Source organism: Methylophaga sp. UBA678, assembly GCF_002299105.1.
Lineage (GTDB): Bacteria > Pseudomonadota > Gammaproteobacteria > Nitrosococcales > Methylophagaceae > Methylophaga > Methylophaga marina.
Genome location: NZ_DBNG01000024.1, coordinates 76,829 through 98,287, shown reverse-complemented (window position 1 = coordinate 98,287; position 21,459 = coordinate 76,829). Strand labels below are relative to the sequence as shown.

The 21,459-nt window shown below is 43.7% G+C and carries 25 protein-coding genes; 11 read left to right on the top strand and 14 right to left on the bottom strand.

From position 1 onward, the window contains the following. Positions 1-64: 64 nt before the first annotated feature. From B3014_RS12240 to B3014_RS12230, 3 genes are all read left to right on the top strand, one after another. Complete coding sequence (locus B3014_RS12240) at positions 65-505, top strand: hypothetical protein (RefSeq protein ID WP_289244494.1); 441 nt, start codon at positions 65-67, stop codon at positions 503-505. Then, positions 495-1,226 carry a 4'-phosphopantetheinyl transferase family protein gene (locus tag B3014_RS12235; protein ID WP_289244495.1) on the top strand — a complete coding sequence of 244 codons (732 nt, stop codon included), beginning with the start codon at positions 495-497 and terminating at the stop codon, positions 1,224-1,226. The genes B3014_RS12240 and B3014_RS12235 overlap by 11 nt, the downstream gene beginning before the upstream one ends. 261 nt (positions 1,227-1,487) lie before the next feature. After that, entirely contained in the window at positions 1,488-3,260 is a 1,773-nt protein-coding gene (locus B3014_RS12230) for a methanol/ethanol family PQQ-dependent dehydrogenase (protein ID WP_286306105.1), read from the top strand. A 588-nt stretch (positions 3,261-3,848) separates the two neighbouring features. Here B3014_RS12230 and B3014_RS12225 read toward each other — a convergent pair. From B3014_RS12225 to B3014_RS12215, 3 genes are all read right to left on the bottom strand, one after another. Then, positions 3,849-4,682, bottom strand: coding sequence for an OmpA family protein (locus B3014_RS12225; protein WP_289244496.1), 834 nt, complete (start codon positions 4,680-4,682; stop codon positions 3,849-3,851). Between the two features lie 160 nt (positions 4,683-4,842). Continuing rightward, positions 4,843-5,985 carry a PilT/PilU family type 4a pilus ATPase gene (locus tag B3014_RS12220; RefSeq protein WP_289244497.1) on the bottom strand — a complete coding sequence of 381 codons (1,143 nt, stop codon included), beginning with the start codon at positions 5,983-5,985 and terminating at the stop codon, positions 4,843-4,845. An 11-nt stretch (positions 5,986-5,996) separates the two neighbouring features. After that, the gene (locus tag B3014_RS12215) at positions 5,997-7,034 is read right to left on the bottom strand and encodes a type IV pilus twitching motility protein PilT (protein WP_286303641.1); all 1,038 of its coding nucleotides are present in this window, start codon (positions 7,032-7,034) and stop codon (positions 5,997-5,999) included. Positions 7,035-7,124: 90 nt separating this feature from the next. On the opposite strand from B3014_RS12215, the gene B3014_RS12210 reads away from it, so the two are divergent. From B3014_RS12210 to pyrE, 6 genes are all read left to right on the top strand, one after another. Next, positions 7,125-7,814 (top strand): YggS family pyridoxal phosphate-dependent enzyme, encoded by a 690-nt coding sequence (locus tag B3014_RS12210; protein ID WP_286303640.1) that lies wholly within the window; start codon positions 7,125-7,127, stop codon positions 7,812-7,814. Between the two features lie 48 nt (positions 7,815-7,862). After that, positions 7,863-8,696 carry a pyrroline-5-carboxylate reductase gene (proC, locus tag B3014_RS12205; RefSeq protein ID WP_289244498.1) on the top strand — a complete coding sequence of 278 codons (834 nt, stop codon included), beginning with the start codon at positions 7,863-7,865 and terminating at the stop codon, positions 8,694-8,696. Continuing rightward, a complete protein-coding gene (locus tag B3014_RS12200) occupies positions 8,689-9,258 on the top strand; it encodes a YggT family protein (protein WP_289244499.1) in 570 nt (189 codons plus the stop codon). Before proC ends, B3014_RS12200 begins: the two co-directional genes overlap by 8 nt. A 63-nt stretch (positions 9,259-9,321) precedes the next feature. Further along, positions 9,322-10,470, top strand: a complete 1,149-nt coding sequence (gene metX / locus B3014_RS12195) for a homoserine O-succinyltransferase MetX (RefSeq protein WP_289244500.1) — start codon at positions 9,322-9,324, stop codon at positions 10,468-10,470. Next, positions 10,470-11,072 (top strand): methionine biosynthesis protein MetW, encoded by a 603-nt coding sequence (gene metW / locus B3014_RS12190; protein ID WP_286303636.1) that lies wholly within the window; start codon positions 10,470-10,472, stop codon positions 11,070-11,072. Before metX ends, metW begins: the two co-directional genes overlap by 1 nt. After that, positions 11,068-11,712, top strand: a complete 645-nt coding sequence (gene pyrE / locus B3014_RS12185) for an orotate phosphoribosyltransferase (RefSeq protein ID WP_289244543.1) — start codon at positions 11,068-11,070, stop codon at positions 11,710-11,712. The genes metW and pyrE overlap by 5 nt, the downstream gene beginning before the upstream one ends. Before the next feature lie 3 nt (positions 11,713-11,715). Here the strand turns inward: pyrE and B3014_RS12180 are convergent, their stop codons facing one another. Continuing rightward, entirely contained in the window at positions 11,716-12,471 is a 756-nt protein-coding gene (locus tag B3014_RS12180; RefSeq protein ID WP_289244501.1) for a sulfite exporter TauE/SafE family protein, read from the bottom strand. Positions 12,472-12,499: 28 nt separating this feature from the next. Between B3014_RS12180 and B3014_RS12175 the strand changes: the two genes are divergently transcribed. After that, positions 12,500-13,153: a DUF4124 domain-containing protein gene (locus B3014_RS12175; protein WP_289244502.1), complete on the top strand. Its 654-nt coding sequence runs from the start codon at positions 12,500-12,502 to the stop codon at positions 13,151-13,153. On the opposite strand, the gene hisC is transcribed toward B3014_RS12175, so the two are convergent. From hisC to B3014_RS12125, 10 genes are all read right to left on the bottom strand, one after another. Then, on the bottom strand, positions 13,154-14,209 hold the full coding sequence (gene hisC / locus B3014_RS12170; protein WP_289244503.1) for a histidinol-phosphate transaminase: 1,056 nt from the start codon (positions 14,207-14,209) through the stop codon (positions 13,154-13,156). A gap of 2 nt (positions 14,210-14,211) precedes the next feature. Further along, positions 14,212-15,513 (bottom strand): histidinol dehydrogenase, encoded by a 1,302-nt coding sequence (hisD, locus tag B3014_RS12165; protein ID WP_289244504.1) that lies wholly within the window; start codon positions 15,511-15,513, stop codon positions 14,212-14,214. Further along, positions 15,506-16,150, bottom strand: coding sequence for an ATP phosphoribosyltransferase (gene hisG / locus B3014_RS12160; protein WP_289244505.1), 645 nt, complete (start codon positions 16,148-16,150; stop codon positions 15,506-15,508). The genes hisD and hisG overlap by 8 nt, the downstream gene beginning before the upstream one ends. Then, positions 16,143-17,426: a UDP-N-acetylglucosamine 1-carboxyvinyltransferase gene (murA, locus tag B3014_RS12155; protein ID WP_289244506.1), complete on the bottom strand. Its 1,284-nt coding sequence runs from the start codon at positions 17,424-17,426 to the stop codon at positions 16,143-16,145. Before murA ends, hisG begins: the two co-directional genes overlap by 8 nt. A 23-nt stretch (positions 17,427-17,449) precedes the next feature. Continuing rightward, positions 17,450-17,671, bottom strand: coding sequence for a BolA family protein (locus B3014_RS12150; RefSeq protein ID WP_289244507.1), 222 nt, complete (start codon positions 17,669-17,671; stop codon positions 17,450-17,452). Positions 17,672-17,689: 18 nt separating this feature from the next. After that, positions 17,690-17,995, bottom strand: a complete 306-nt coding sequence (locus B3014_RS12145; RefSeq protein WP_289244508.1) for an STAS domain-containing protein — start codon at positions 17,993-17,995, stop codon at positions 17,690-17,692. Next, positions 17,992-18,537 carry an MlaC/ttg2D family ABC transporter substrate-binding protein gene (locus B3014_RS12140; protein WP_289244509.1) on the bottom strand — a complete coding sequence of 182 codons (546 nt, stop codon included), beginning with the start codon at positions 18,535-18,537 and terminating at the stop codon, positions 17,992-17,994. Before B3014_RS12140 ends, B3014_RS12145 begins: the two co-directional genes overlap by 4 nt. Before the next feature lie 90 nt (positions 18,538-18,627). Beyond that, on the bottom strand, positions 18,628-19,089 hold the full coding sequence (mlaD, locus tag B3014_RS12135) for an outer membrane lipid asymmetry maintenance protein MlaD (RefSeq protein WP_320167367.1): 462 nt from the start codon (positions 19,087-19,089) through the stop codon (positions 18,628-18,630). 8 nt (positions 19,090-19,097) lie between these two features. Beyond that, positions 19,098-19,877, bottom strand: coding sequence for a lipid asymmetry maintenance ABC transporter permease subunit MlaE (mlaE, locus tag B3014_RS12130; RefSeq protein WP_286303624.1), 780 nt, complete (start codon positions 19,875-19,877; stop codon positions 19,098-19,100). Further along, the gene (locus tag B3014_RS12125) at positions 19,874-20,677 is read right to left on the bottom strand and encodes an ABC transporter ATP-binding protein (RefSeq protein ID WP_289244510.1); all 804 of its coding nucleotides are present in this window, start codon (positions 20,675-20,677) and stop codon (positions 19,874-19,876) included. Before B3014_RS12125 ends, mlaE begins: the two co-directional genes overlap by 4 nt. 216 nt (positions 20,678-20,893) lie before the next feature. On the opposite strand from B3014_RS12125, the gene B3014_RS12120 reads away from it, so the two are divergent. Further along, positions 20,894-21,457 carry an SRPBCC family protein gene (locus tag B3014_RS12120; RefSeq protein ID WP_289244511.1) on the top strand — a complete coding sequence of 188 codons (564 nt, stop codon included), beginning with the start codon at positions 20,894-20,896 and terminating at the stop codon, positions 21,455-21,457. Positions 21,458-21,459: the final 2 nt, after the last annotated feature.

Genomic DNA, 21,459 nt, shown 5'->3' with positions numbered 1-21,459 from the left:
TGGAAATTGTAGTAAAACAGCCGATGAACTATACTGCCCGCTTTTTACACATGGACGTTATCTCATGAAAAAAGTCTTTTCGATATTGATTCTTGCCACTATGGTGTTATCTAGCCAAGCCTTTGCTCGAGATACAAAACACCTTTTTTCAATCAAAGAGGCAATGGAATCGGCTGACTTCAAAGAAAAGCTGGACCCCACCATTCGCTTTATTTTTGGTCAACCAGCAGATACAAAAGTCCTTGAAGACAAAGGTAACTTCGTAAGCAATAAAAAAACGAACGCCTTTAATAAAACCGACAAAGAGGCGTGTGAATGGGTTCTCCTCAGTGCACTACTCTCATTCCAAGATAGAGTCCGAGCTGAAGGTGGTAATGCCGTTATAAATATAGAGAGCTATTACAAAAAGAACGCATTTATCAGCACAAGCGAGTATGAGTGCCATGCAGGCGCTATTATCGCTGGCGTCGCTTTGAAGGGTGATGTCGTTAAACTTGCTGAATAAACACCTACACTGCCCTCAACTCTGGTTAGCCAACCTTGAGGGCAGTTCAGATTCTCTTAATTCAGATTTTTTAGACGAATCGAGTACTCAAAGATATCACCGACTATCCTCCCCCAAAAAGCGACAACAATTTTTATTAAGCCGATGGTTAATTAAATACGCCGTTAATCATCTGTTTGGTATTCACTTTGAGGATGTGGTTATTGATGACAACACGGATACCTGTCCCAAACTCCCCCAATTAACCAGCCCCTTCTTTTGTAGCCTGTCCCATAGCCATGACTGGGTAGCTATTGTGTTTGCAGACTTACCATGTGGTGTTGATATAGAAATTAAGAAACCACGTAACAATATGATTGGCATGGCCAAAAGTTTTATGTCTAAGCGAGAATATGAACTTTACTCCTCAAACACATCTCAAGATTATTTTTACCAATGCTGGTGCATAAAAGAAGCGTTTTATAAATCTCTGCCGAGATCAACACAATTCAAAACACCTTTCCATACTATTGATACTGGGAGGTTGAGCCAGTCTCCTAACTGTACTTTATCTTCATTCACATCTGAGCAATATCAGCTCGCAGTCTTTTTCTCATCCACAATAGAAATGATGGATGCTTATTTAGTTGCGCCCCAAAGCAATGCCACTCGACCTTTTACATCCACAAGTCCAATGATTGTTAGCTGGGAGCATTTCCCCATTCGCTCTCTTTGTAAATAGTTTGCTCTAAGATACTCCCCCTACCATCGTTACTTGTCTGAGATTCCAATCGGCCATTATTTTTGGAAACAAGTGCAATTAGTTCCTTTTTTTGACTGTTAGTCTTTCCCTACCCCTCGGGGATTATCAAACATGATTTTGTGTTTGGTAAATGATGACTTATAGAAAAGCCTTCTGTTTTTTTATACGTCAGCGTTTGGTAAAGAAGTGGCGACTTCAGCTTCCGCTTACTTCTATATCTTAAGTTTGAAGGGAAAAATGATGAAAAAAACAACAATATCTCTGGCTTTAATGTCAGTTGCTCTACCCATGACAAGTTATGCAGATGAATTGCTTTCTATGCAAAAAGACCCGAATGAGTGGGTGATGTCAGCAGGTAACTATGAAAATCATCGCTATAGTGAATTAACGGATATCAATAAAGAGAACGTTAAAGATCTGAATATGGCCTGGTCATTTTCAACAGGTGTATTAAAGGGTCATGAAGGTAATTCACTTGTTATTGGCGATACCTTATACATTCATACGCCATTTCCAAACATTGTGTATGCATTAGACCTAAACAATGACGGTGCCATCAAATGGAAATATGAACCCAAACAAAACTATGATGACACCGTACCTGTTATGTGCTGTGACGTCATCAATCGTGGTTTAGCTTATGGTGATGGCAAAATCTTCCTAAACCAGGCCGATACTACATTGGTAGCTTTAGACGCGGAAACCGGCAAAATGGTTTGGTCTGATAAACGCGATGATCCCAGAGTCGGTGCAACTAACACGGGGGTTGCTCATGTATTTAAAGATAAAATCGTCGTTGGTATCTCTGGTGGTGAGTTTGGTGTTCGTGGTTATGTTCAGACTTACGATTTAAATGGTAAGTCTTTATATAAAGCCTACAGCACAGGTCCTGATGCAGAGATGTTGGTGGATCCTGAAAAAACAACATCGATGCTGAAACCTGTTGGTGAAAATTCATCATTAAACACCTGGAAAGGTGATCAATGGAAAATTGGTGGTGGTACTACATGGGGATGGTATTCATACGATCCGGATCTGAACCTGTTTTACTATGGTACGGGTAACCCATCGACATGGAATCCACTGCAACGTCCTGGTGATAACAAATGGACTATGTCATTGTTTGCCCGTGATTTAGATACAGGCATGGCGAAATGGATTTATCAAATGACGCCACATGATGAATGGGATTACGACGGTGTCAACGAAGTCATTCTTGCCGATCAAAAAGTCAAAGGCAAAATGCGCAAAACAGCAGTGCATTTTGACCGTAATGGTTTTGGCTACACCATGGATCGTGCATCAGGTGAATTATTAGTCGCCAACAAGTTTGATCCTTCGGTTAACTGGGCGAATAGCGTTAATCTGAAAACAGGCTTACCCGACCGTAATAAACAGTTCTCTCCTGAACATAATGGTGAAGATACAAACACGACTGGAATCTGCCCGGCAGCACATGGTGCTAAGGATCAACAACCTGCTGCATACTCACCAAAAACGGGCCTGTTCTATGTGCCAACCAACCATATTTGTATGGACCTGGAACCATTTGAGGTGGAATATTTAGCGGGTCAACCTTATGTAGGCGCCTCAGTCAATATGTTTGCGGCTGAAAAAGACAATATGGGCAACTTTATTGCCTGGGATGCACGTGAAGGTAAAATCGTCTGGTCTGATAAAGAAAGGTTCTCAGTATGGTCAGGCGCTTTAGCGACAGCCGGTGATGTCGTCTTCTACGGTACTTTAGAAGGATATTTAAAAGCAGTTGATGCTCAAACTGGACGTGAGCTATGGCGTTTCAAAACCCCATCAGGCATCGTGGGCAATGTGAACACCTATAAACACGATGGCAAACAATATATTGCTATCTTGTCAGGCATAGGTGGCTGGGCTGGTATCGGCATGACCAACAACCTGGAAAATGACACCGATGGCTTAGGTGCTGTCGGCGCCTACAAATCTTTATCAAGCTGGACTTCTTTAGGTGGCGTTCTGAGCGTGTTCAGCCTATAAGATCATCCTTATACTATAGATTGACACAGTGCATAAGACTCCGGTGATAGACATATCATCGGAGTCTTTTTTTATGGAGGATCAATTTATTTTCTCTGCTTCCAAAGAAAACAGCTTGCACGTTGAGGTGACCTTATTAATCCTCAATCTTTTTAAATGGATTTTCTTCAGGCAAAAAAAAGCCCTCATCAGAAAACTGAAAGGGCGAAGGGAAAACCAATGAAAGCCGTAAAGCTGAAATTAATAATAGATAAACAGGGCTTATTCTAATATAGGAAAAACTCCTTTTATCTCTCAGCTCAAGTCAGTTTTTTCTCTCCTATTAGATAATAGAATTGTTCCACTCAAACCTTAGAGGAGTACTTGTAGTCAAGAATCGACCACTGAGAGAGGGCTTACAGATCAAAGCAAACAGATATAACTCGCCTAGTGTTCTCCATACCCATTGCAAACCAAGTCTGCATGAGTGCTTAACTACTCTGCAGTGGCTGATGGCTACTATAACGATTTAATCATTCTCCTGGATAAGGATAAAAAAAAGGCCCTGCAAGCAGGGCCTTTTATCATCACTTGTGATGTTGTCTTGTTTTATTCGTTAACAACGAAATCAACACGACGGTTTTTCGCTCTTCCAGCGTCTGTATCATTTGTAGCAACTGGGAATTTTTCACCCATACCTACTGGGATCAGGTAGCTACCATTGATACCACGAGAAGTCAGGTAGTCAACAACAGACTGAGCACGTTCTTGTGACAGTTGTTTGTTGTATGCTTCAGTACCGATGCTATCAGTGTGACCTTCAACACGTACTTCAACAACGCTATCAGTATCTTTCAGAACAGAAACAGCTTCTTCAAGAATTTGTTTCGCATCGTCAGTCAACGTCGCTTTATCAAATGCGAAATTAACGCCTTCTAAAGACAGCACTTTTTCACCTGCTAATGGGCAACCATCTTGGTCAACGATGACGCCTTTAGGTGTGTTAGGACACAGATCTTTGTAATCAGGCACTGCATCACCATCAGAATCGAGCGCACAACCTACGCGGTCAACAGTCACACCAGGAGGTGTTTGTTGGCACATGTCGATACCGTCGTACACACCATCTTTATCTGTGTCATATGCACAACCATTTTGATCAACTAAGGCACCTGGAGGTGGCTCTACAGCACATACTGGTTTTTCTACTGCTGCTTCTTGTTCTTCTTCACCGTTAGGGCAAAGTAATAGTGCGAGCATTGAACCTACTACAGCACTTCCAGCTGCAGCATCAGAATCACCTGCGGCAGCGCCTGCGGCACCACCAACTAGAGCACCACCTACTGCACACATAATGTTTTGGTTAGTTGTTTTCGGATTACCCGCACAACCAGCCAGCAAAGCTATTGCAAACGCTGCTGACAGGAGTTTTGATAATTTCATATTGCCTTCCTTTTCCGTAGAAAAATAAATGAACACGTCTTAAATTTTGATTTGCTCAATACCGAGTGTGGTACTTTCGCTACATATTAAACCAGTATTTGCTTGACGTCTAATAGATCTTATTAGTGATTGCGTGAATGCTGTGTCAAAAAAACAACAGCTACATACGCCCTATTACATCCTCAGGTTCAGCTTGTAAGGATAAACTGGAAACAGCACTGTCTTTAGCCAGTTCCCCCGACTCCATACCCAATTTAATCATTAGCCGTACTTCGTTAGCTGAGTCAGCGTTACGTAAGGCTTCCTCGTAGCTGATTTCACCGGCTTTGTACAAGTCATAGACGGCCTGATCAAATGTCTGCATACCCAGCTCTTTAGAGCGTTTCATCACTTCTTTAATTTCATAAACCTTGCCCTTCTCGATCAAATCAGCAATCAGCGGCGTATTCAGAAGCACCTCAACCGCAACAGCCCTGCCCGAGCCATCTTTTTTAGGGATTAGTCGCTGAGCGATAACGGCTTTCAGATTTAAGGAAAGATCTAAAAATAACTGTTGATGACGCTCTTCAGGAAAAAAGTTGATAATCCTGTCCATCGCCTGGTTCGCGTTATTTGCATGTAAGGTGGATAAACAAAGATGACCGGTTTCGGCAAATGCGACACCGTAATCCATCGTCTCACGGGTACGTATCTCACCAATCATGATCACATCCGGCGCCTGCCGCAAAGAGTTACGAAGCGCGATTTCATACGAGTCAGTGTCTATTCCAACTTCTCGTTGTGTAACAACACAGCCAGCGTGTTTATGGTCAAACTCAATAGGATCTTCAATCGTCAAAATGTGACCCGTACTATTCTGATTACGGTAACCGATCATGGCAGCCAATGTCGTTGACTTACCACTGCCTGTTGCACCAACAAAAATGACTAAACCACGTTTTGTCATCGATAATTCTTTGATGACTTGAGGCACATGGATGTCTTCAATAGTAGGAATCTCGTCTTTAATTCGACGCATCACCATGGCAATTTTATTGCGTTGATAAAGAGCACTAATACGAAAACGACCTGCGCCCTTAGTCTCCAGTGCGTAGTTACACTCTTTTTCACGCTCAAATGTTTTTTTCTGAGCATCAGACATCGTGCTTAATACTAAATCCCTGGCCTCATCATCCTGCAGTGCATCTTGTGAGAGTGTCGCCATACGCCCATTGACCTTTAAGGTGACGGGCCGACCAGCGGTGATGAACACATCTGAAGCATCATGTTTCACAGCGGCTTTTAAAATTGTGACAATTTCCATATCACACCTCTTTAACGGAATAAGTCTTTATTAACAGCACGTGGTAATGCTTCCTGTTTTGTCACTTTTTGTCTTCTGACCAAATCTTGTAAACACTGATCTAACGTTTGCATACCAATAGCGCCGCCCGTCTGAATAGCAGAGTACATCTGCGGTACTTTATCTTCGCGTATTAGATTTCTGATGGCAGGCGTGCCAATCATGATTTCATGCGCAGCAATTCGACCACCGCCGACTTTTTTCATTAATGTTTGCGAAATAACCGCGCGCAATGATTCAGATAACATGGAACGCACCATATCTTTTTCCGCAGCAGGGAACACGTCAATGATGCGGTCAATGGTTTTTGCTGCAGACGAGGTATGTAAGGTACCAAAGACTAAATGCCCGGTTTCAGCGGCTGTCAACGCCAATCTAATTGTCTCCAGATCACGTAACTCACCTACCAGAATGATATCTGGATCTTCACGCAAAGCACTTCTAAGCGCTTCACTAAAACCATGTGTATCACGATGCACTTCACGTTGGTTGATCAAACATTTTTTACTTTGATGTACGAATTCGATCGGGTCTTCTATGGTTAAAATGTGTTCATTATCTTTTTCATTTCGATAATTAATCATGCCTGCCAGCGTGGTGGATTTACCTGAACCGGTTGGCCCGGTGACCAATACAATTCCGCGATGATTGTCCGCTATGGTTTTAAAAATATCGGGAGCGCCAAGATCTTCAAGACTCAGTACTTTGGATGGAATCGTTCTAAAAACAGCCGCTGCACCGCGGTTCTGATTGAAAGCATTGACACGAAAACGAGCCAAGCCCGGCACCTCAAATGAGAAATCAGCTTCCAGGAACTCTTCAAAGTCCTTGCGCTGTTTGTCATTCATAATGTCATAAATCATCGCGTGAACATCTTTATGTTCCATCGCTGGCAGGTTAATGCGCTTGATATCACCATCGACACGGATCATTGGCGGCTCACCTGATGAAACATGTAAATCCGAAGCATTGTTTTTTGCGCTGAACGCAAGCAATTCAGTAATATCCATCAACGATTCCTATGCGGTTTGGTGTAGTCTAGTTAATTGAAAATTTAAGCAATGTGTATAAAGGTATCGCGCCCTTATGAGGCTTGCAACATGACAGATGTAAAAAAACGTTTCCAACAAATTCATCACGAAATATCGACATCGGCATCTTCCGCACAACGTGATCCGAAAAGCATACAATTATTGGCCGTCAGCAAAACATGGCCTGCAGAGGCATTGCGTGAAGTGGCGTTACTCGGTCAGCGCCAGTTTGGTGAAAACTATTTGCAGGAAGCCTTGGATAAGATTGATGCTTTAGCTGATCTTGATCTGGAATGGCATTTCATTGGTCCTATCCAATCGAATAAAACCCGTGATATCGCCGGGCATTTTGATTGGGTTCAGAGCGTTGATAGAGAAAAAATTGCCCGCCGTTTAGATGAGCACAGACCGGATTCACTTGCGCCTCTCAATGTCTGCATACAAATCAATATTGATGAAGAAGACACCAAATCAGGCACCAGTCCGGAAAAGCTACAGACATTGGCTGACTATATCGCCACTCTCGATAAGCTTTGCCTAAGAGGATTGATGGTTATTCCCTCTCCCAAACAATCCACCGACGAAGAAAAAGACAGCTTCTCACGTGCTTATGAATTGTTTCAGCAATTACGTCAGACATACCCGCAGGTTGATACTCTATCTATGGGAATGAGTGCAGATATGTCTACAGCCATCGCTTGTGGCAGTACAATGGTACGCATCGGGACAGCATTATTTGGACAACGTGATAAACGTTAAGCATTTAATGCATCAAATTCCAACGAATACAGATACAAAGGTGAACAAATGAAGCAATGCACAATCGCATTTATTGGTGGCGGCAATATGGCGCGCAGCCTGATAGGCGGGCTGATTAGTAATGACTTTGCCGCTGATAACATTCATGTTTCTGATGCAAACACTGAAGCACTGGATAATTTAACCTCACGCTACAGTGTCAAAACATTCACTGACAATCTGGCTGCGATTGCTGATGCTGATGTAGTGATTCTGGCGGTAAAACCGCAGCAGTTGCAATCCGTCATTCGCCAAATCTCACCGGCTTGGCAACAAGATAAATTACTCATTTCTATTGCGGCAGGTATTCGATTGGATGACATCACTCGCTGGTTAGACTTTGAACAAGCTGCGATTGTCAGAGCCATGCCAAATACACCCTCTTTGGTTCAGGCGGGCGCTACCGCTCTATGTGCCAATGATTACGTGACATCCGCTCAACATGAATTAGCGGAATCCATGTTAAGAGCGGTTGGCCTTGCTTTGTGGATTAGCGATGAAAAACAGATGGATGCCGTAACAGCTCTATCTGGCAGTGGCCCTGCGTATTTTTTCCTGGTGCTGGAAGCGCTGCAAACAGCAGGAATGGAATTAGGGCTTCCAGAAGAAACGGCACGATTACTCGCGCTGGAAACCAGCTTTGGTGCAGCTAAAATGGCATTGGAAAGTGATGAGTCAGCCTGCGTCCTTCGTCAACGTGTGACATCGCCTGGCGGCACAACAGAGCGAGCGCTCGATGTGTTTGAAGAAGGCGATCTACGCGGATTATTTAGCAAAGCACTCACGGCAGCAGCTCAACGCGCTGATGAACTCGCTGAACAATTAGGACAAGACTATGACTAGTGGTTATATAAGCAACCCTCTGATTTTCCTGATTGATACACTCATCTATCTATACATGGTGGTGGTTGCTCTGCGTTTGATCATGCAATGGGCACATTGGGAATATCACAACCCAATGGTGCAGTTTATTATCAAACTCACTCAGGTACCGGTGAAGTTTCTTCGCCGCTTTATCCCTGCTGCAGGTCGCTGGGATACAGCCACGCTGGTATTACTCATCAGTGTGACACTAATAAAAATGATCGCTGTGGGTTTACTCGCTGGCATAATGCCTCAAGGTATTTTATGGCTCACCATTCTCCTGGCAGAATTATTTCAACTATTCATCAATATTTTTACTGTCAGTATCATCATCGAAGTGATTTTAAGCTGGGTAACCCCGGCAGGCACGTACAACCCTGTCGCGCCATTAGTCAGTAAGATGAATGCTCCATTACTTAGACCTGTCAGAAGGACCATCCCTCCTATTGCAGGAGTAGACTTATCTCCACTGTTTGTATTACTGGGGTTACAAGTTTTATCAATGTTAGTCATGCCATTATTAGCAGGTCGCTATATATGATCCAGATTGCGCTACAACGGCAGTCTGATTAGACTTAACGCTTTTTACGGGAATCAACCATATATGCCGGAATCTATACCAGCTGACTCTGTTGGTCTGGTGAAACCATCGACAATTCATATCGATATACCACTTCAATTGGACTGTGGTAAGACGTTGTCAAGTTATGACTTAGTCTATGAAACCTATGGCTCATTAAATGAAGATGGCAGCAATGCTGTACTGATTTGTCACGCTCTTTCGGGTGATCATCATGCCGCCGGTTACCATACGATGGAAGACCGCAAACCCGGTTGGTGGGATACGGCTATTGGTCCGGGTAAGGCGATCGATACCAACCATTTTTATGTTGTGTGTCTGAATAATTTGGGTGGCTGTAAAGGTTCCACAGGCCCCAACACCATCAACCCGGAAACAGGTGAACTCTTCGGCCCTGACTTTCCTATTCTGACCGTGCCTGATTGGGTTCGTAGTCAAGCAATGCTGGCTGATCGTCTAGACATTGAGCAATGGGCAGCCGTCATTGGTGGCAGCTTAGGTGGCATGCAGGCTTTGCAGTGGTCAATCAGCCTGCCAGAACGTGTTCGCCATGCTATCGTCATCGCGGCTGCACCTAAACTTTCAGCACAAAATATTGCGTTTAATGAAGTGGCTAGAACGGCAATAAAATCTGATCCTGATTTCCATGATGGTTATTACATAAAACATAACACCCTGCCACGCCATGGCTTGGGATTAGCTCGTATGTTAGGACATATTACCTATCTGTCAGATGAGGCCATGGGTGAAAAGTTTGGTCGCGAATTACGTAATGGTGCCATTCAATATGGCTACGACGTCGAGTTTCAAATTGAAAGTTACCTACGTTATCAAAGTACCAGTTTCGTTGAACGCTTTGATGCCAACACCTATTTATTAATGACCAAAGCACTGGATTATTTTGACCCGGCACAGGACTTTAACCATGATCTTGTCGCGACTGTTGATAAGATTCAGGCGAAATCGCTCATTATCTCGTTCACAAGTGATTGGCGCTTTTCACCAGAGCGCTCAAAAGAAATTGTTAATGCGATGCTGGCTGCCGGTAAATCCGTCTGTTATGCCGAAATCGAGGCTCACCAGGGTCATGATGCGTTTTTGATGCCAATACCTCGTTACTTAGAAATCTTTGGTACCTATATGCAACAAATTGCTGCTGAGGGGGCGAAGTGATGGCCTTACGTGTTGACCAGCAAATTATCAGTGACTGGATTCCTAATGGTGCCAAAGTTCTGGACTTAGGGTGTGGTAATGGCAGCCTGCTCAAGCATTTGCAACAACGAGATATCACTGGCTACGGTCTGGAAATCGATAACAGTAAGTTTGCAGAATGTATTCAGGCCGGCATCAACGTTATCCAGGCAGACTTGGATCAAGGTTTAGCGCAATTTGCCGATCAGAGTTTTGACTTTGTTATCTTGTCGCAAACCTTACAAGCGATTCAACGCCCAGACTTCTTACTGCAGGAAATCGTCCGTGTTGGCAAGAATGGCATTATTGGTTTTCCAAACTTTGGACACTGGCAATGTCGAATGCAATTAGCGCTGGGCGGCAAAATGCCGGTCTCAAAGACACTGCCGAATGCCTGGTTTGAAACACCGAATATCCATTTATGTACGATTAAAGATTTTGAAAATCTTTGTGATGACTATCACCTTAACGTGCTTAACAGAAGCATTGTTAATCACAACAATAAAGACAGTCTAGGAATACGTTGTCTGCCTAACTTATTTGGTCAGGTCGCGATTTACCGAGTTCAAAAACAACATGATTAAACAGTATCAAAAAGAATTTATCGAGTTTGCCTTAGCCACAGGTGTTTTACGATTTGGCTCATTTACGCTCAAATCAGGCCGTCAAAGTCCCTATTTTTTCAATAGCGGCTTATTTAATAGTGGTGCCAGCCTGGCTAAACTCGGCCGATTCTACGCTCAAACTATTGCTGATTCTGAACTGAAATTTGATGTGTTATTCGGCCCCGCCTATAAAGGCATACCTCTCGCCTCTACCACCGTTGTTGCGCTGGCCGATCAGCATAATCAAGATATGCCATATGTGTTTAACCGAAAAGAAATCAAAGATCACGGTGAAGGTGGTCAATTGGTTGGCGCAGAACTCAAAGGCAAAGTACTTATCATCGATGATGTCATTTCTGCCGGAACCTCCGTAAGAGAGTCTGTTGAGATCATCCGTGCCGCAGGTGCAGAACCCGCCGGCGTGATTATCGCTTTAGATAGACAGGAACGCGGTCAGGGTGAATTATCAGCCATACAAGAAGTTCAAGCCGAACATAATATTCCTGTATTGAATATCATTTCTCTCAACGATCTTCTAGGTTATTTGAAAGACAATCCTGATTTTGGTGAGTTTTTGCCAGCCGTGGCGGCTTATCGAGAACAATTTGGTGTGGCTTAAACATTAGCCGTAGATTAATTTCACAGATATACACAAAGTCACGATTTCAAATGCACGTTTAATCCAACGATTACCATGTTTTATTGCCAGATGAGATCCCAGATAACCGCCCAGTAATGAGCCAAGTAGCAATGCTGGCAACCAATCCCAACGAATATCACCTAGCAGCCCCAGAGTGATAGCACCTGCACCATTCCAAAACAACCCGACCATTATCAACGTGTAAGCGACTGCACGCTGATAATCCATACCAAACCAGCCTACCAGCCATAATGTCACAAAAAGCCCGGTACCTGAGGTCAGAGAGCCATTTAAGAAGCCTATCAGAAATAAAACCAATCCCCCCATGATGCAGCCGCTCCAATCTCTGTGTACAGGCACGTAATGTTGACCTAACTGTGGTTTGAGAATGGAGTAAATCCCCAATCCACCGGTTAACATGCCCAATGCTATTTCTGCCCAACGATCAGGGACCAGCAAAATAATATTTCCACCCAGTACGACTCCCGGCAGTCCTGTTAGTAACATTAATAAAACAAATTGGCGTTCTAATCGGCTTGTTTTCAAATAGCGCAAAACAGCGCCAATTCCTAGAGCCACACTAGCGACTTTATGAGTCGCTAATGCAATAGAAAAACTTAATCCGAGAAAGATTAATACGGGAAATTGGATAAGCCCGGCACCACCACCTGAGAAGGCAGAAAAAGTATTGGCTACCAATGAAACCAAAAACAAGATAAATTGATCGAGAAAACTCAAAGATGACTCCAATCACACAGACATTATCATGATACGTAAATTATTCCTGTTCTTATTCTTCTGCTTATTCAGCCTTTCCGTCTCAGCAGGTCAGCTATACCGCTTCCCTGACGAGAATGGTGTGATGACATTAAGTACCTCGCTGCCATCTGCTGCAGCACAGAAAGGCTACGACATCATTGATGCTGAAACCATGCGTCTTATTGAGCGTGTACCAGCGGCCCTAACAGAGCAAGAATTGCTCGAGCAGGCTGCACAGCAAAAAGTCGAAGAAGAAGCGCGTCTGCAAGCTGAAGCACAAGCCAAACAGGCAGAGGAAGCCCGTCAGGCACAACAGGCTTATGATAAAACATTACTGATTACGTATCGCTCGGAAGCTGATCTTATTCGCGCACGTGATAGTGATATAGCTTATCGACAAGAACAGATTGAGATGCATCAACAAAAGCTACCTGATCTCAAACAGTATCTCTATCAACTACAAAATGAAGCTGCTCAACGTGAGCTAAGTGGCGCCAAAATCACTGCTAATATGCAAAAACGCTTAGATGCAGCAAAAGAAGAAATTCAAGTAAGACAGCAAGCTATTAATGATCTGAAAGCCGAGATCACACAGTTAGAAAGTAAATATGATCATGATCTCAAACGACTGAAATACCTGTTTAAACCTAACAAACAATAGTTAAACTAACGTATCCATAACCGATAATAATTGCTGGTTTTCAGTTGCAGTGCCAATAGAAATCCGTAAAAACTGTTCAATTCGCGGTTTGTTAAAGTGTCTAACGATAATGCCTTCTTTTCTAAGTCCAGCCGCAATATCAGCGGCCTTGGCCTGCTTATGCGAAGCAAAAACAAAATTGGCAGCTGAAGGCAGCACATCAAACCCTAACTCTTGAAGCCCTGTTACCACTTTATTTCGTTCATCAATGACTGCCTGACAGGTGTCTTTGAAATAGGCTTTATCCTTCATCGCTGCAATTCCAGCAGCAGAGGCCAAACTGTCAACGGGATAAGAATTAAAACTGTCTTTAACCCGAATCAATGCTTCAATCAGTTCAGGTTGACCAATCGCATAACCTATCCTGAGACCAGCTAGGGACCGCGACTTTGACATTGTCTGTACAACCAAAAGATTAGGATAATCTTTGACCAGACTGACGGCAGACTCACCACCAAAATCAATATATGCTTCATCAATCACTACAACTGAATCGGTATTCTTTCGTAGTAATTTTTCGATGTCAGAAAGCGCTAATAAACAGCCTGTAGGCGCGTTGGGATTAGGAAAAATAATCCCACCGTTGGTATTGCTATAGTTATCCACATCAATCTCAAATGCATCATTTAACGGTACTTTGTCAAAGCTTATCTGATAAAGCTGACAATAGACCGGATAAAAGCTATAGCTGATGTCTGGAAATAAGATAGGCGATTCATGCCTAAACAGCGCATTAAACACATGTCCAAGAACTTCGTCAGAGCCATTTCCGACAAACACATACGCGCTATCGATCTGATAAAAATCAGCGATTGCTTGCCGTAGCTCGGCTGATGTCGGGTCCGGGTATAAACGCAAGCGATCACTTGCCGCCATGCGAATGGCCTCAATCACTTTTGGTGATGGGCCGTACGGATTTTCATTGGTATTGAGCTTCGTTAAATTGGCCAGTTTGGGTTGTTCACCTGGCACATAAGGGTCTAACTCTTTAACAAAACCGCTCCAAAAGCGACTCATGATTAATCCTTAAGACGATATTCTGCTGATCTAGCATGTGCTGTGAGACTTTCACCGCGAGCTAATACCGATGCTACCTTACCTAAGCTCTGTGCACCCTGCTCCGATACCTGAATCAGACTAGAACGTTTCTGAAAGTCATAAACACCCAATGGTGAACTAAATCTTGCTGTTCTTGATGTAGGAAGAACATGGTTCGGTCCGGCACAATAGTCACCTAGTGCTTCAGGCGTATAACGGCCCAAGAAGATAGCACCTGCATGGCGGATTTTTTTAGCCATCTCCATCGGCTCATCAACAGACAATTCTAAATGCTCAGCAGCAATAAAGTTGGCGACTTCTATAGCGGTATCCATATCTTCAACATGAATCATCGCAGCACGGTTCTGCAATGATGTCGTGATGATATCTTTGCGTTCCATTGTCGGCAAAAGTTTAACAATGGAGGCGTTCACTTTTTCCAGGAAATCTGCATCAGGTGAGATAAGTATCGATTGTGCGTCTTCATCATGCTCGGCTTGCGAAAACAGGTCCATCGCAATCCAATCTGGATCGGTTTTACCATCACAAATAACTAAAATCTCGGAAGGTCCAGCAATCATATCAATACCCACGGTACCGAAAACCATGCCTTTTGCTGTCGCGACAAAGATATTGCCTGGGCCGACTATCTTATCGACTTGTGGAATCGTTTCTGTACCATAGGCCAACGCAGCTACAGCCTGGGCACCACCCACAGCAAAAATACGGTCAACGCCAGCAACTGCCGCCGCGGCGAGTACTAACTCATTCACTTCGCCATTAGGCGTCGGGACCACCATAATCAACTCTTGGACACCAGCCACTTTTGCTGGAATCGCATTCATCAATACCGATGATGGATAAGCCGCTTTACCACCAGGCACATAGAGTCCTGCCCGATCTAAAGGCGTCACTTGTTGACCAAGTAAGGTGCCATCTTCTTCGGTATAGCTCCATGAGCTCTGTTTTTGATGATCGTGATACTGACGTACGCGCTGAGCAGCGGCTTCAAGGGCTTGTCTTTGCTCTGACGGAATATTTTCTAATGCGGCTTTAGCACGATCCAAACTAATCTCAAGATCAGACATCGTTTCAGCAGTCACGCGATCAAACCGGCGACTATACTCAAGCACAGCCTCATCACCACGAGACTTCACCTCAGCAAGAATTTCTTTGACAATGTCTGTCACTTTGTCATCTGACACACCTTCCCAAGCGAGGATATCTTCCAAAGCGCTCCAAAATTCAGCTTGTGAGGCACTGAGCTGTTTTATTTCAATCATTATTTTGTTCTCTGACTGCGTCTCTAATGTGTTCAATAAAAGATTGCATTCGTTTATGTTTCATTTTCATTGATGCTTTATTGACCACTAATCTTGAGCTTATATCCGCAATATGTTCCATCGGAATCAGCCCATTCGCACGTAAGGTATTACCTGTATCGACAACATCCACGATACGATCTGCCAGCCCAACCAATGGCGCCAGCTCCATAGAGCCATAAAGCTTGATGATTTCGACCTGTTCACCCTTTTCAGCATAAAAGCGACGGGTACTCTCAACAAATTTTGTAGCAACTCGTAACCTGCCAGAACGCATTTCATCATCAGGCTTACCAGCTGTCATCAATTTGCAACGAGCTATGTTTAGATCAACAGGTTCATATAACTCTGCATGAGGGTGCTCCATCAATACATCTTTACCCGCGACACCAATATCAGCACCACCATATTCCACATAGGTTGGGACATCTGATGCTCTGACAATAATCAATTTTACATCTGGCAGGTTAGTATCTAGGATGAGCTTACGACTGGTTTCCGGATCATCTACGGGAACGATTCCGGCAGCGGCGAGCAAGGGTAAGGTTTCTTTGAAAATACGTCCCTTTGACAAAGCTAGCGTTAAGGTATCAGACATCTGCAGACCTCGCTGAGCTCGGAATTCGACGAATTTTCGCACCTAATTGTTGCAGTTTTTCTTCAATACATTCATAACCACGATCAATATGATAAATACGTTCAACGACTGTTTCGCCTTCAGCAACTAAAGCTGCCAAGACTAAACAGGCTGAAGCACGTAAATCCGTCGCCATGACGGGAGCAGCCGTTAGATAATCATGACCTTTACATACCACCGTATTACCCTCGATCTGAAGGTTGGCACCCATCCGTTGCATTTCCTGAACATGCATAAAGCGATTTTCAAAAACGGTTTCAACGATAGTAGCCTGCCCTTCAGCAATACTGTTTAGCGCAGTAAATTGTGCCTGCATATCAGTTGGGAAAGCGGGATATGGAGCAGTTCTGATATTGACCGCTTTAGGTCTATTGCCATGCATATCCAGAGAAATCCAGTCATCACCGACACTGACAGAAGCGCCCGCTTCTTCAAGCTTCAGCAGAACAGATTCCAGTTGGTTGGCATCTGTATCTTTTAATTTGACACGACCCCGCGTGATGGCCGCAGCCACGAGATAAGTGCCGGTTTCGATACGGTCAGGCAATATCTGGTATTTGGTGCCTGAAAGCGATTTAACACCTTCAATCACCAGGGTAGCGGTGCCAATTCCAGATATTTTCGCTCCCATCTGGTTGAGATAATTTGCTAGATCAACAACTTCAGGCTCTCTGGCAGCATTCTCAATCGTGGTTGTACCTTGCGCCAGTGTAGCCGCCATCATCAGGTTCTCTGTACCGGTAACGGTCACCTGATCCATGAAAATATGAGCCCCCTTTAAACCCTTACCACTGGTAGCACGGATATAACCATTTTCTACGCGTATATCTGCACCCATTTGCTGTAAGCCACGCAAATGTAAATCAACCGGACGTGAACCAATCGCACAACCGCCAGGGAGTGACACATCCGCTTTACCGTATTTTGCTAATAAAGGACCTAAAACAAGGATGGAAGCACGCATAGTTTTCACAAGATCATAAGCGGCTTCGGTATCGGTTAGTGTCGTGGGATCAATCACGACACCTGAGCGTTCATCGACAGTAAGTGTGACACCCATGCGACCTAATAACTCTAGAGTGGTGGTGATATCATGCAGATGTGGCACATTCCCGATACGTACCGGAGAGTCGGCCAGTAACGCGCCCATTAAAATCGGAAGCGCAGCATTTTTTGCACCTGATATTCGTATTTCACCATCAAGCGCTACACCGCCACTAATAATCAATTTGTCCATAACAGTCTTTGTGTTGTCTACTGCTAGGCTGCAGAAGTTTTTAGTGATAAGGCGTGAATTTCACCACTGGTAAATTTATCACCCAGTGTTTCTTTCACCATTTTGTGCTGTTGTACTAAGGTCTTTCCAGCAAATGACGGGCACACAACGCGCGCATCAAAATGCTGTCCATCGTCACCAAATACCTGTACATCAGCATCAGATAAACCCGCTTCAATCATTTCTTTAATATCAGATGCTTTCATGAGTTATAACTTTCAACTTTATTTTAGGGGCAACAATTCATCCAGGCCTGAGGCCTTGGCAATCGCGTCCATCTGTTCAGGCAGGTGCTTGAATGTGATGGGCTTGTTGGCATTTTTTGCGGCTCTCATCCAATCAAGAAGAAGTGCCAATCCTGCACTGTCTGACTCGGTGACTCCCTGCAAGTCGACTTCGATGTCTGACACCGAATCAAAAACACCTTTTGTTTTTATTAAGGCTTCTTTTGCTGAGTCCAGTGTGACTGGACCAGATACCAAGAAAGCTTTGCTGGCATCATCATATTTGATAGCGAACGGTTTACTCATGATTTCAATTTTGCATTACGTTCAGCTAAATCACTGATAAGGCTGTCAACGCCTTTGTTACGAATCTCTGTAGCAAAGCTTGAACGATAATTGGTCACTAAACTGATGCCATCAATCTTCACATCGTAAACTTTCCACTCACTGCTATCATTTTGAAAAAGTGATAGCGCCATTGGAATGGATGGACCGGCAGGCTGAATGACTTCCATAGGAACAGTAACACGTTTCCTGGATACATCATCACGGAAAGGTAATAAACGAATCTCTTCGTTTGTATATTCAAGCATGGCTGTCGAGTAAGTTCTAATCAATAGCAGGCGAAACTCTTCAACAAATTGAACGCGTTGTTCTTTATCCAGTTGACGCCAGTTTTTTCCTAGAGCTAATTTAGACATTTTTTCAAAGTCAAAATATGGCATGAGAATATCTTCAACCAATGAATAGATTTTCTCAGGACTTTTCTCAAGCTCAGCTTGGTTATCTTCTAACGCTTTGAGCATTTTATCGGATGCATTTTTTACTAGCGTTTGAGGTTCAGACATATTCTCCGCTGAAACAAGCAAACTTGTAGCCAAGAAAAAACATGTGATCAGAGATAACAGTGATTTGCTCATGATTTTGTAAATGTTCATTTATTCGCCTTCAGCTTTACTGTACAAAAATTGGCCGATAACCTGTTCTAACACAAGTGCGGGTTGAGTCAGGGTTATGACATCACCATTTTTTAAAGATTCATCTTCAGCACCGGCAACGAGACCAATATACTGCTCACCTAATAAACCAGACGTATAGATACTGGCAGAGGTATCGAGTGGAATATTATCAAACTGTGGATACATATTGAGCGTCACTTTGGCATCAAACGTTTGAGGATCAAGCGTAATGTTGGTCACACGCCCCACTCTGACTCCCGCCATAGTGACAGGGGAACGCACTTTCAAACCACCAATATTTTCAAACTCAGCGATGAGTTCATACCCACTTTCTTCTGTTAAATCTCCCAAATTGCTGACTTTCATTGCCAACATAAACAATGCTGCAATCCCCGCCGCGACAAACATTCCAACAGTAATTTCAGTACTTTTACTCTGCATCATTCTCTCTAATCTCCAAACATCAACGCAGTCAGTACAAAGTCCAGCCCCAAAATGGCAAAGGCTGAATGTACTACTGTACGAGTTGTCGCTCTCCCCACACCTTCTGATGTGGGCATAGCATCATACCCTTCAAATAAGGCAATCCATGTCACAACGAAACCAAAAACAATACTTTTGATAACGCCGTTAAAAATATCTTCGTATAAATCTGTTTTTGCCTGCATCTGCGACCAAAAAGCGCCGTCATCAACGCCTAACAGACCATGTCCAACCAGAAAACCACCTAGTACACCGACGGCACTGAAGATGGCAGCCAGTAAAGGCATTGAAATGACCCCGGCAAAAAAACGGGGAGCAATAATTCGTTTCACAGGATCAACAGCCATCATTTCCATGCCTGATAACTGTTCTGTACTTTTCATTAAGCCTATTTCTGCAGTCAAGGCTGAGCCTGCACGTCCAGCAAAGAGTAATGCTGTCACCACAGGACCGAGTTCACGCACTAGAGACAGAGAAACCATGACACCCAGTGACTCTTCGGCACCGAAATCAACAAGCGTATTATACCCTTGCAGCCCCAAAACCATACCAACAAACAAGCCAGAAATGACGATGAGCATGACAGAGAGTACGCCAATCGAAAACAGCTGCTGGATAACAAGGGAAAACCGCAAGAACAAACCAGGAATGCCAGCGATCATTGAAGCCAATAAAATGTGGGCACGTCCCAGCCGCTCGAATAGACCTAGTCCCCAACGACCAAGGCCTCGAATATAATTTATCATGCATTGTCCTCAGGGTTGAGTAAGTCCTCAGCAAAGTCCGGGCCGCCGTAATGGAAGGGTACGGGCCCATCTGGTAAGCCCTGCATAAACTGCTTAACCCATTCTGAACCTGAGCGTTCCAGTTGTGCCGGTGAACCATGTTCGATAATTTTGCCTGCCGACATAAGATAGATGTAATCAGCAATTTCAGCCGTTTCGGCTACATCGTGAGAGACGACAATACTCGTCAACTTCATGGCGTCATTCATACGATGAATCAAATTCACCAGCGTCCCCATTGAGATAGGGTCCTGACCGGTAAAAGGTTCGTCATACATAATCATCATCGGCTCGAGAGCGATTGCACGAGCAAGGGCAACGCGTCTTGCCATACCGCCTGATAATTCATTAGGCGAAAGATGACGTGCATTACGAAGCCCTACAGCTTGCAACTTCATCAGAACAAGATCGCGAATCATGGACTCTGGCAGGTTGGTGTGCTCACGGAGTGGGAAAGCGACATTATCAAATACATTGATATCTGTTAGTAGCGCACCGCTTTGAAACAGCATTCCCATTCGTTTTCGGAGTTCGTAGAGTTCAGAATGTGACAACTTGTGAACATTCTGACCATCGACTTCTATCGTGCCTTTATCTGGTCGAAGTTGGCCACCAATCAGCTTAAGTAACGTTGTCTTGCCGGTACCACTCGGGCCCATAATCGCAGTCACTTTACCGCGTTCGATATCGATATTCACGCCATCAAAGATGGCTCGATCACCACGATAAAAGTGCAAGTCCCTGATTTTTATCAGTGGCACAGGCTTCTCCGCTTGTTGAGTTAGACATAAAGGGGGTTAATTTTCATTAATATGTATGACTAAGTCAAATATCCATGTGGAAAATATTAGATACTTCCGCTAGAGTGTGCAGTCCAACTTATGGTGATATGTGTTCGATGACATTTGTTCAGACTGTGTTCAGGATGGCTTTGTTAACGTCACTGTCGGATTTATTAAAAAACGGAGATAGAAATAATGAAAAAATTATTGCAGTTTTTTGCCATAGCAGTTGCACTGTTACCAATGGTAGCCAGCGCTCATGGTCCAACACGACAGTCAGTTAAAGAAACAGTACTTATTAACGCCTCTCCTGAAAAAGTTTGGGCTGTTCTGGGTGATTTCACAGCAATTGACAAGTGGCATCCAGCTGTTGCGAGCGTTGAAATGTTAAGTGATAAGCAACGTAAGCTGACTTTAAAAGGTGAAGGTCACCCAACCATCACTGAAGAGTTGCAAAAACTAGATAACGAAAAAATGATGATGATCTACAAGATCGAAGATATGAGCGTTATCAAAACAATTACATACAATAGTAAAGATACACCTTACTACACACTACCAGTAAACAACTACAAATCTTGGTTATCAGTTAAAGCAAAAGATGGTGGTTCAGAAGTCACATGGAAAGGTAAGTTTTACCGTTCTTTCATGGATAACCCACCTGTTCCAGAAGGCCAAAGTGATGAAGATGCGGTTAACGCTGTTAAAGGTGTTTACACATCGGGTCTGAACAACCTGAAAACAATGCTGGAAAAATAATT